This window comes from Solirhodobacter olei (assembly GCF_004010155.1).
In the GTDB taxonomy this organism is placed as follows: Bacteria; Pseudomonadota; Alphaproteobacteria; order Rhodobacterales; family Rhodobacteraceae; genus Solirhodobacter; species Solirhodobacter olei.
Genome location: NZ_RRYH01000021.1, coordinates 129,631 through 139,575 on the forward strand (window position 1 = coordinate 129,631; position 9,945 = coordinate 139,575).

Consider the following 9,945-nt stretch of genomic DNA (forward strand, 5'->3'; position numbering starts at 1 on the left):
GCGTGCCGCGGGCCTTCTCCCTGTCCCTGGCCTCAGTCGTAGACCGCGGCCCAGCGCTGCATCAGCCCCTGCTGCAGCATATGCGCGCGCCCGGTCCAGGCCCGCACCCCCGGCGGGCGGCCGCGCTGGTCCGCCGGCACCGCCTCGCTGCGCGGCACGTCGCCCGTGAGGATGGCGAAGATCAGCTCCCGCCCTTTCGCCGTTGTCTCGTAGCCGACAAGGTTGGAGACGAAATCCAGCGTGCCGGACTTGGCATCTACCTTGATCTTGGTGTGGCGCATGATGTCGCCGCGATGGTCGAGCATCAGGTAGGGCTTCAGGATCTCGCGCAGCCCGACCGACTGCGCCGCCTGCAGGAGGCGCACGAAATCGGCCGGGGTGGCGCGGTTCTCGATCCCCAGGCCGGAATGGTCGATCAGCGTGATGTCGAAGCCGAAGCGCGCCTTGGCCCAGTCGGTCATCCGCTTGGCGGAGTCGGCAAGGCTCGTCACCGGCCCGCCGCGCTTGGTGCTTGCCGTCATCCCGACGATCTCAGCGGTGACGTTGGTCGAGTATTTCAGCATCACCCGCAGGATCGTGCGCAGATCGTCGCTCTCGTGGCGGGCAAGCTCGGTCCCCGCCGGGGTGGCGTCGGTCAGCACCGCCATGGGAAGGCGGACACCCTCGGCCAGCGCCAGCGCGCGGAAGACATCGCCCGCATAGGGCGCGGGCGCCCGCACCGGCAGCCATCGGTTGCCGCCGCGGCCAAGAAGGAACGAGGCCACCGTCCACTCCTCTACCCCGCCCTGCCGGGCATAGGTGTAGGGCGGCGTGCGCCGGTCCGCGACGGTCATCCGCGCCACCGTGACCGGGGCGGTAAACCGGTTGCCCGGCGCGTTCAGCTCCACCGCCCAGCCCGAGCCCTGCTTCTTCCAGCCGAAATGGACCCGGTTGAAGTTCAGGTTGATGCCGGAGATGCCGGGGTTGTAGCCCGCCTCCACCGGCTGCGTCGGATCGATGACGGAGACCGAGGGCAACGCCCCGTCCGCGACGAGGAACCGCCCCGTGATGCCGGTGATGCCGGCCTTCTTCAGCGCCGCGGCCATATCGCCCAGATCGTCGGTCAGAAGCGTCGGGTCGCCGGCGCCGGCCAGTACAAGATCGCCCTGCACCACGCCGTTCGCGACCGGCCCGGTGGCCAGAACGCGGGTGGTGAAGCGGTAATCCGGCCCCAGCGTCTCCAGCGCATAGACGGTGGTCAGCGTCTTCGTCGTGCTCGCCGGCGGCAGCGCGTCCGCGGCGCCGGCGGATTCCAGGACCGCCCCCGTCTTGGCATCGACGACGGCATAGCCCACCTCGCCGCCGAGTCGCGCCCTTGCGATGATCTCCGACGCGGGCTCCGCCCGCAGGTGAGCCGAGGCGGCGGACGCCCCGTCCCCCGGACGCGGAGCGGGCCGCAGGCTGATCCTCGGCGCCGCCTTGTCCAGCGCCAGGGCCGGCGCGGCCGCACCCGCGGCCCCCGCCGCCAGCCCGCCCAGCAGCCAGCGCCGCGAGACCCGGATATCCCCCTCCATCATGCCCGCCAGAAAACCAGAGCCGGCGCGCCCGGACAACCCGCCCTTCATGCGCGCCACTCCCCGCGGGCGCGGATCGCGCTCGACGACACGTCCTGGCGCGGCGCATTCAGGTAGCACCATGCCGGTGGCGCCGCGGCCAGAAGCCGCCCGGGCGCGACCCGCGCCGACGCGTAGCGCCGCGCCGCCGGCGCCGCACGCGCCACCAGCCCCTCGACGCCCGGCCGCGCCAGAACCGCGATCCGGACATGATCCAGAAGCCACCGCCAGCGCTCCCAGAGATGGAATTGAGCCAAATTGTCTGCTCCCATGAGCCAGACGAAGGTGACGCCCGGATAGAGCGCCATCAATCGTTCCAGCGTTTCGCCTGTATAACGGGTCCCCAGCCGTGCCTCGAGATCGCTGACCACGATCCGCGGATCGCCCGCCACGCGCCGCCGCGCCGCCGCCATCCGCCGCGCCATCGGCGCCGGTGGCATGGGCTTCAGCGGGTTGCCGGGCGAGACCAGCCACCACACCCGGTCCAGCCCGAGCCGCTTCAGCGCCTCGCGGCTGATATGGAGGTGGCCGGCATGTGCAGGATCGAACGAGCCGCCCAGCAGCCCGATCGCCATTCCTGCCCGCGCCTGCGGTAATCCCTGCATCTTGTCCCTCGGACCCCGTCGCGCCTTTCTCCCTGCGCCCCGCGTCCCTGTCAACGCAGGCTTCGCTTTCCACTTGCCGATCACAATTATCTGACTAAAGTCAGCTATCATGCCAAACACTGGCCCAGCCCCGGACCCCGCCGACATCGCCCGCATCCGCCGCTTCAACCGCGCCGTCACGCGCGAGGCGGGCGCGCTGGATGCTTCCTTCCTTGGCCGTGGCCGCCCGCTCGGCGCCGCCCGCGCGCTTTGCGCGATCGGTCGCGACGGCCGTGACGTCTCCGCCGTCCGCGCCGAACTGGGGCTCGATTCCGGCCTGATGAGCCGCCTCCTGCGCGGGCTGGAGGCCGAGGGCCTCGTCACGCTCGCCCCCGACCCGGCGGATCGCCGCCGACGCCTCGCCCGCCCCACCGCCGCCGGGCTGCGCGAGATCGCCGCCTACGACCGCCTCTCCGACCGCCGGGCAGAGGCGCTCCTCTCCGGGCTCGGCCGCACCGCTCCCGCGCTTCTGGCCGCGATGGACCTCGTCGCCACCGCCCTTCTCCACGACCGCACGGAGATCGCGGAGGCCGATCCCGCCGCGCCCGCGGCCCGCGCCTGCCTCGCAGCCTACTACGCCGAACTGGCCCGCCGGTTCGAGGCAGGCTTCGACGTCACCCTCAGCCGCGACCCCGCGGCCCCCGACATGCGCCCCCCGCGCGGCAGCTTCCTTCTGGCCCTTTCCGACGGCCAGCCCGTCGGCTGCGTCGGCCTGAAGGGCGACGGCGGCCCCGTGGCCGAGATCAAGCGGCTCTGGATCGCCCCCTCCGCCCGCGGCCAGGGCCTCGCCCGCCGGCTGATGGCGGCGGCAGAGGCCCGCGCCCGTGCCCTCGGCATCACCACGCTCCGCCTCGATACCAACCGCGCCTTGGCAGAGGCCATCGCCCTCTACCGCCGCACCGGCTGGGCAGAGGTCCCGGCGTTCAACGATGAACCCTACGCCCAGCACTGGTTCGAGAAGGGCCTGGACTGAGGCCCCGCCGCCCGACGCGAAAACCCCGCCCGCATTGCCCTTCGTCCCCATCTCCCATAGATGAGGGCCAAACCGCATTCCCGAGGGTTCCCATGGCTTCCTATCAATACGTCTACCACATGGATGGCGTCTCCAAGACCTATCCCGGCGGCAAGAAATGCTTCGAGAACATCCGCCTCAATTTCCTGCCCGGCGTGAAGATCGGCGTCGTCGGCGTCAACGGCTCCGGTAAGTCCACCCTCCTGCGCATCATGGCCGGGATGGACAAGGATTTTCAGGGCGAGGCCTGGGCCGCCAAGGGCGCCCGCGTCGGCTACCTCCCGCAGGAGCCGGAGCTGGACCCGAAGCTCGACGTCCGCGGCAATGTCATGCTCGGCGTCGCGGCCAAGCAGGCCAAGCTCGAGCGCTACAACGAACTCGCCATGAACTACTCGGACGAGACCGCCGAGGAGATGGCCCAGCTTCAGGACGAGATCGACGCCGAGAACCTCTGGGATCTCGACAGCCAGGTCGACGTCGCGATGGAGGCGCTGCGCTGCCCGGCGGACGATGCCGATGTCACAACGCTCTCCGGCGGTGAAAAGCGCCGCGTCGCGCTCTGCAAGCTGCTGCTCGACGCGCCCGACATGCTGCTGCTCGACGAACCGACCAACCACCTCGACGCCGAGACCATCGCCTGGCTGCAGAAACACCTGATCGAGTACAAGGGCACGATCCTGATCGTCACCCACGACCGTTACTTCCTCGACGAGATCACCGGCTGGATCCTGGAACTCGACCGCGGCCGCGGCATCCCCTACGAGGGCAACTATTCCTCCTGGCTCGACCAGAAGGCCAAGCGCCTGCTGCAGGAAGCCCGCGACGACAAGGCGCGCCAGAAGACGCTCGACAAGGAACTCGAATGGATCCGCGCCGGCGCCAAGGCCCGGCAGGCCAAGCAGAAGGCCCGGATCAACAAGTACAACGAGCTCGCCCAGCAGTCCGAGCGTGACCGCATCTCCACCGCCCAGATCGTCATCCCCAACGGCGAGCGCCTCGGCTCCAAGGTGATCGAGGTCGAGGGGCTGAAGAAGCACATGGGCGACAAGCTTCTGGTAGAGAACCTGTCGTTCTCCATTCCGCCCGGGGCCGTGGTCGGCATCATCGGCCCGAACGGCGCCGGCAAGACCACGCTCTTCCGCATGCTCACCGGGCAGGAGCAGCCCGACGAGGGCACGGTCAGCTTCGGCGACACGGTGCATCTGAGCTACGTCGACCAGTCCCGCGACGCGCTCGAGGCCGACAAGACGGTGTGGGAGGAGATCTCGGACGGGCTCGACATCATCCAGCTCGGCGACGCGGAGATGAACTCCCGCGCCTATACCGGGGCCTTCAACTTCAAGGGCTCCGACCAGCAGAAGAAGGTCGGCCTCCTTTCCGGCGGCGAACGCAACCGCGTCCACATGGCCAAGCTCCTGCGCTCCGGCGGCAACGTGCTGCTGCTCGACGAACCGACCAACGACCTCGACGTGGAAACGCTCCGCGCCCTCGAGGACGCCATCGAGGATTTCGCCGGCTGCGCCCTCATCATCTCGCACGACCGCTTCTTCCTCGACCGCCTCTGCACCCACATCCTCGCCTTCGAGGGCGACGCCCATGTCGAATGGTTCGAGGGCAACTTCGAGGCCTACGAGGAAGACAAGATCCGCCGCCTCGGGCCCGACGCGGTGGAGCCGAAGCGGGTGAAGTACAAGAAGTTCACGCGGTAGGGGGGCGCCTGCACAGGAAGGCGAAAGGGGCGGCACCGAAGCCGCCCCCCCTTAAGGAGCGACCGATCGGTCTCGCGCCCGCGTGCGCCAGAATCATCGTCCTGAAATCATCCCCGCACGCCACGGCTGTCTCTTTGGTCTGGAATCGGTCGAAATTGCCGAAGCGGTTGGCTTGTTGAGGGAAACGGGACAAGCTACCGCGCCCTCGAGCATAGGCAACTGGCATCCCCGCGACCGTTGCAACCCGTAGGGTGCGCATTGATTGCGCACCTTCACCTCTCCCGCCTCACCGATGGGCCGGGCCCGTCCCTTACCCCTTCCGGGGCGGGCCGTCGTAGATGAACCCGAAGGTCGGATAGACCCCGCCGAAAGACCCGTCGAGGTTCTGTACCCGCACCTCGGACCAGTCGTTCTTCGCCGACACGTCGATCACCGCCGTGTCCATGGTCACGGTATTGGGGACCCAGTTCGCCTGGTTCACCAGCACCTCGCGCGGGCTCTTGATCTGCGCGACCACGGCGACATGGCCCAGCGGCATCCGGTGGATCGGCCGGAAGGTCAGCACTGCCCCCGGCGCGGGCTCTTTCCCGCGGGCATAGCGGTGCGCGGCACGGCTCCACCACTGCCAGGCGTCGGCATGGATGTCGATATGGGTGATCGCCTGCACGTAGGGCACGCACCAGATCCAGTGATGCCAGCCCTTCTGCACAGCCCGCGGCAGGCCCGGCTTGGTCTCGGCCACGATCTCGTTCAGCGGCACCGGCGGCGCGGGCCGGCTGCGGACGACCTGCCGCAGCGTCGCCGGCCGCGGTGCGGGTCGCAGAGAGGCCGAGGGCGCCAGCTGATAGGACGCGCGCTGCGGCCGCGGCTGCGGCACGACGGATCCGATCGCCTGCGCGCCTGCCGGGCGCGCCATCGCCAGCGCCGCGGTATGGACCGGGGCCTGCTCCGGATGCGCCGGATGCAATGGCCCCGGCACCCCGCCGAGCAGCGCCGCCGCCGGGCCCGGCATTGCAAGCCAAAGCCCCGCTGCACCCGCACAGATCCACCTCGAAACCGTCGTCAACTTCATATCGCTCGTCCCTCGGGGGTCGTTGCCCCACCCGCTTTGCGGAAGACCCGTAACCCGGGCCGGTCGGTCGATATCTCTCGACACTCCAGGCTTCATGCCGGCAAGGACCGGTCCAGCTCAAGCGGGACGTTTCACCCCGTGATCGCGGCACCCCGAGCATCGGCACGGTTCCGCACACCCACCCGGCGGATCGGCGCCGAGGCAGGGTTCCATGATCGTTTTACGAACTTCGATGGCGCGGACGGGACAGACAGCACCCGAAAGGCCAGGCTCTGCCTCGCCCCAACCACCGCAACAAGCTGCGCAGTCACCGCACCACCCCCGGGCCCGATCCGACGCAGAGCCTGGGACGCCGGTGAGACTTTTTCGCAGCACAACCGAAAGAACCAAATTGCGGGACGAAGGTCGAACCCTTGGTGATCCAGCCCGGCGCTTCGTTTGTGCGCGAAACGGTAGGTTTTCCGCGGAGCGACCAAGGTGGACACGGGACGCGCCTCGCAGAGAAGGGCAAGGTCGACATCCGCTGGCGAGCCGATCCCGCGAGCCGCCGAGATTGTTCCGCTTGCATCTGCGTCCGCAGCGCAGCGAACGGGGTGAACTTTCGCTTCGGCCCCTCCGTAGGTGCAGCCCCTTGGTCGCGCCGCGTCTCTTCTATGGCGCAGCGTCAATCCCTTGGTCCTGCGACACGAGTTCGGCCGCGCTTCTTGTTCAAGCACCGCGCTCGGGAAAGGAGAGGATTGCATATTCGGCATATTGTGTTACGTTATATGCGGAATCACCGTCCGCTATCAGGGCGGGTACCAATGGAGGCCGGGGCGATGAAGCAAGCTATCCACCTCATCCAGTCAGACGGCAAGGATCTGACGCTTTCCACGGCAGATGTCGCACAACATCTTGGTAGTGCACGAAATCCCCTGATCCTCGAGTTCCAGAGCCCCGCCGCACTGCGGATCGGCCGAGGGGTTCTGCGTCACTTCACCCGTCTCATCGAAGACAAGCGTGCAAACCGGCGTGAACAGCGGATCGATGCAATGATGGACGGTATGCTCGACCTCGACCCCTTCGATGAGGCCGAGGCAGGGATCGATGTCGACAATGCAGAGATCCGCACCAGGTTTCTGGAAGAATTCCCCGTCCTGACCAGTGCGGCGATCCACGCCCGCGCTGGCCATACCAGCAAGAACGCGGCCCAGACCGCCGCATCCTGGAAGCGGGCGGGGCGGATCCTGTCGCTCAGCTACCGCGGGCGCGATCTGTTTCCGGCGTTCCAGTTCGACGCCGACGGCAGGCCCTGGCCACTCCTGAAAGAGGTCCTGGCTACCCTGCCGCAAGACCTGACCTCCTGGCAGCGCGCCTTCTGGCTGGTTGCAGAAGACTTCCGTCTTGACGGCCGAAAGCCCATCGATCTCATCCAGACCGGAGACCGCAGCGTCCTCGAGGCGGCCCGGCATGCCGGCGCGCTTCCGATCGGCTAAGACGGGTCCCTATGAAGGTTCCCGTCCCAGCCCAGGTCGCCCGCATGACCGTGGTTCCTGCCGGAACCTCGCTCCACCGCGTGCATCACATCGACTACCCCGGGGCAAGCTTCAACCCTTGCCAGGGCCCTGAGACACGGTTCACCCCGCTCCGCGACGGCGAGACCTGCGTTCCAACCTTCTATGCCGCGACAAGTCTCGATGGCGCCGCCTATGAGACGATCTTCCGTGGCATACCGTCCCCCTATGCAACAATCCCGCGGCAGACCCTGGACGATCGCGGCGCAAGTGCGATCGAACCCCGACGGGACATGGCACTGGTTCCACTCTTCTCACCGGAGCTCATCGGCTGGGGGCTCGACCCACGAGAAGTTTTCTCGCCGAACCTCTCCTCCTACGGGTTCTGCCAGGCCCTTGCCGCGCAAATCTGGAAAGACAACCCCGGCGCAGATGGCCTGATCTGGACTTCGATCCGGGACAACTCGGCTCAGGCCATGCTGTTTTTCGAAGGCCGGGTCCGCACCACGGATTTCACCACGTCCATGACCCGTGAGGTCCGTTCCGATCCATCGCTTCTCGATGACATCGCCGCGGCCGGCCGCCGTGCAGGTTTCATTATTGCTCGATAGCTTTGCGCAAGCGATGAATTCCACCTCGCAGCCACTGCACAGAACCTCCGGAAGCTCGCAAAGCTGCTTCCGATCGCGCAAGTCGCCTACTGAGTGAGAACAGCATTTCTGTTAGCGCTGGAGTGGCCCCATTTCTCTCGCGGGGTTGGAGCCCCATTGGGCATTTATTTAGGAAGAAGGCGCAGTGCCCGCGTAATCTCTGGACTACGGCTCTGGCCCCTCAGCGCGTGACGTTTCAATGGTAGACATATCAACTCGCATTACCCTGAAATGCCTTGCCCCATTCGTTGAGCAGGAGTTCGTGAAACCTCTCCGCCGCCGGCGAAAGCGAGGCATTCCGCCTGCGAACGATGCCGATTGTACGGGTGATCGTGGGATCGACAACCGGGCGCGTCATCAGGATCGGATGCTCGTCGATCGGGGTGGCCATCCGCGGCAGGACAGCGATCCCGAGCCCCGCCTCGACCAGGCCGAGCGAGGTCGACAGATGCGTCACCTCGTACTTCCAATCCAGGCGTACGTTTACACGGCCGAGCGCCGCGTCGAGAAGCAGGCGGTTTGCGCTCGACCGGTGGACGGAGATGATCTGCTCGCCGGCCAGTTCTTCCCACCGGACAGACTTGCGCCGCATCAGCCGGTGTTCGCGCCGCGCGGCGAGCACGAAGGGATCCTCGGCGAGCGGGACGAAATCCAGATCGGTATTCGAGGTGCTGATCAGGCTGATTCCGAATTCCACCTCGCCGGCGGCGACGGCGTCAATGCATTGGTTTGCCGGAAGGTCCATGACCCGGAACCGGATCTTGGGATGCCGCAAGCCGAAGCGCCGGATCACTTCGGGCAGGAAGTAGAAGGCCGCAGTAGGAATGCAGGCGATCGAGATCAGCCCCGATCCGGACTGCCCCAACTCTCCGTAGGGTCAGGACCCATTAATCGGCTTGCGGTCGTTCTGCCGGCGTGATTCACGCTCCCGAACTGACGGGGGCATGATGGGCAATCTTTTCTGGCTGACCGATGAGCAGATGGCACGGCTCCAGCCGTTCTTTCCCAAGAGCCATGGCAAGCAAAGGGTCGATGATCGGCGCGTGTTGAGCGGGATAATCTTCATCAATCGCAATGGCTTGCGGTGGCGCGATGCGCCGGCCGCATATGGACCGCCGAAGACCCTCTACAACCGCTGGAAGCGCTGGAGCGAGATGGGCGTGTTCGCCAGGATCTTCGAGGGGCTGGCCGCGGAAGCAACCGATAAGACGACGATCATGATCGACGCGACCTACCTGAAAGCCCACCGCACGGCATCGAGCCTGCGGTCGAAAAAGGGGGATGCGGTCGGCTGATCGGGCGAACCAAGGGCGGCATGAACACCAAGCTGCACGCCGTCACCGACACCCGCGGGCGACCCATACGGTTCTTCATGACGGCCGGGCAGGTCAGTGACTACACCGGCGCTGCGGCGCTCCTGAGCGGTCTGCCAAAGGCCGACTGGCTGCTCGCGGACAGGGGCTATGATGCGGATTGGTTCCGCGAAGCCCTGCAAGACAAGGGGATCAAGCCCTGCATCCCGGGCCGGAAGTCCCGAGGCAAGCCCGTCAAATATGACAAGCGCCGCTACAGGCGACGCAACCGGATCGAGATCATGTTTGGTAGGCTTAAAGACTGGCGGCGCGTGGCAACCCGCTACGACAGATGCCCCAAGGTCTTCCTCTCCGCCGTTACCCTCGCTGCAACCGTCATGTTCTGGCTATGAGTCCTGACCCTAGTACTACAGTTGCACATGTTGCCGAGTTTTCCGGTGTGCGATGGCTGCGACGATCT

The 9,945-nt window shown here is 66.8% G+C and carries 9 protein-coding genes; 5 read left to right on the forward strand and 4 right to left on the reverse strand.

Annotated features, from left to right (window positions below; translation table 11 throughout):
* Positions 1-32: 32 nt before the first annotated feature.
* Complete coding sequence (gene dacB / locus EIP85_RS15605; RefSeq protein WP_241560061.1) at positions 33-1,604, reverse strand: D-alanyl-D-alanine carboxypeptidase/D-alanyl-D-alanine endopeptidase; 1,572 nt, start codon at positions 1,602-1,604, stop codon at positions 33-35.
* A complete protein-coding gene (locus tag EIP85_RS15610) occupies positions 1,601-2,197 on the reverse strand; it encodes a nicotinate-nucleotide adenylyltransferase (protein WP_127903141.1) in 597 nt (198 codons plus the stop codon). The genes dacB and EIP85_RS15610 overlap by 4 nt, the downstream gene beginning before the upstream one ends.
* A gap of 109 nt (positions 2,198-2,306) precedes the next feature.
* Here EIP85_RS15610 and EIP85_RS15615 point away from each other — a divergent pair, with 109 nt between their 5' ends.
* Positions 2,307-3,209 (forward strand): bifunctional helix-turn-helix transcriptional regulator/GNAT family N-acetyltransferase, encoded by a 903-nt coding sequence (locus tag EIP85_RS15615; RefSeq protein ID WP_127903142.1) that lies wholly within the window; start codon positions 2,307-2,309, stop codon positions 3,207-3,209.
* A gap of 92 nt (positions 3,210-3,301) precedes the next feature.
* The gene (gene ettA, locus EIP85_RS15620) at positions 3,302-4,957 is read left to right on the forward strand and encodes an energy-dependent translational throttle protein EttA (RefSeq protein WP_127903143.1); all 1,656 of its coding nucleotides are present in this window, start codon (positions 3,302-3,304) and stop codon (positions 4,955-4,957) included.
* A 310-nt stretch (positions 4,958-5,267) separates the two neighbouring features.
* Here the strand turns inward: ettA and EIP85_RS15625 are convergent, their stop codons facing one another.
* Positions 5,268-6,029: a CHAP domain-containing protein gene (locus EIP85_RS15625; protein ID WP_206615555.1), complete on the reverse strand. Its 762-nt coding sequence runs from the start codon at positions 6,027-6,029 to the stop codon at positions 5,268-5,270.
* Positions 6,030-6,832: 803 nt separating this feature from the next.
* Between EIP85_RS15625 and EIP85_RS15630 the strand changes: the two genes are divergently transcribed.
* Both EIP85_RS15630 and EIP85_RS15635 read left to right on the forward strand, forming a co-directional pair.
* Positions 6,833-7,504, forward strand: coding sequence for a hypothetical protein (locus tag EIP85_RS15630; protein ID WP_127903144.1), 672 nt, complete (start codon positions 6,833-6,835; stop codon positions 7,502-7,504).
* 11 nt (positions 7,505-7,515) lie between these two features.
* Positions 7,516-8,133, forward strand: a complete 618-nt coding sequence (locus EIP85_RS15635) for an RES family NAD+ phosphorylase (RefSeq protein WP_127903145.1) — start codon at positions 7,516-7,518, stop codon at positions 8,131-8,133.
* 250 nt (positions 8,134-8,383) lie between these two features.
* Here EIP85_RS15635 and EIP85_RS15640 read toward each other — a convergent pair whose 3' ends face one another.
* Positions 8,384-9,037 (reverse strand): LysR substrate-binding domain-containing protein, encoded by a 654-nt coding sequence (locus EIP85_RS15640; protein ID WP_127903146.1) that lies wholly within the window; start codon positions 9,035-9,037, stop codon positions 8,384-8,386.
* An 82-nt stretch (positions 9,038-9,119) separates the two neighbouring features.
* Between EIP85_RS15640 and EIP85_RS15645 the strand changes: the two genes are divergently transcribed.
* A protein-coding gene (locus tag EIP85_RS15645) for an IS5 family transposase (protein WP_127903147.1) occupies positions 9,120-9,877 on the forward strand; the annotation gives its coding sequence in 2 pieces (ribosomal slippage) (positions 9,120-9,456 and positions 9,456-9,877; 759 coding nt in all).
* Positions 9,878-9,945: the final 68 nt, after the last annotated feature.

Excerpts from the sequence above, each read along its gene's own strand:
- EIP85_RS15630 (WP_127903144.1), top strand. The coding sequence starts at position 6,833 with ATGGAGGCCGGGGCGATGAAGCAAGCTATCCACCTCATCCAGTCAGAC.
- ettA (WP_127903143.1), top strand. The coding sequence starts at position 3,302 with ATGGCTTCCTATCAATACGTCTACCACATGGATGGCGTCTCCAAGACC.
- EIP85_RS15625 (WP_206615555.1), bottom strand. The coding sequence starts at position 6,029 with ATGAAGTTGACGACGGTTTCGAGGTGGATCTGTGCGGGTGCAGCGGGG.
- EIP85_RS15635 (WP_127903145.1), top strand. The coding sequence starts at position 7,516 with ATGAAGGTTCCCGTCCCAGCCCAGGTCGCCCGCATGACCGTGGTTCCT.
- EIP85_RS15615 (WP_127903142.1), top strand. The coding sequence starts at position 2,307 with ATGCCAAACACTGGCCCAGCCCCGGACCCCGCCGACATCGCCCGCATC.
- dacB (WP_241560061.1), bottom strand. The coding sequence starts at position 1,604 with ATGAAGGGCGGGTTGTCCGGGCGCGCCGGCTCTGGTTTTCTGGCGGGC.
- EIP85_RS15610 (WP_127903141.1), bottom strand. The coding sequence starts at position 2,197 with ATGCAGGGATTACCGCAGGCGCGGGCAGGAATGGCGATCGGGCTGCTG.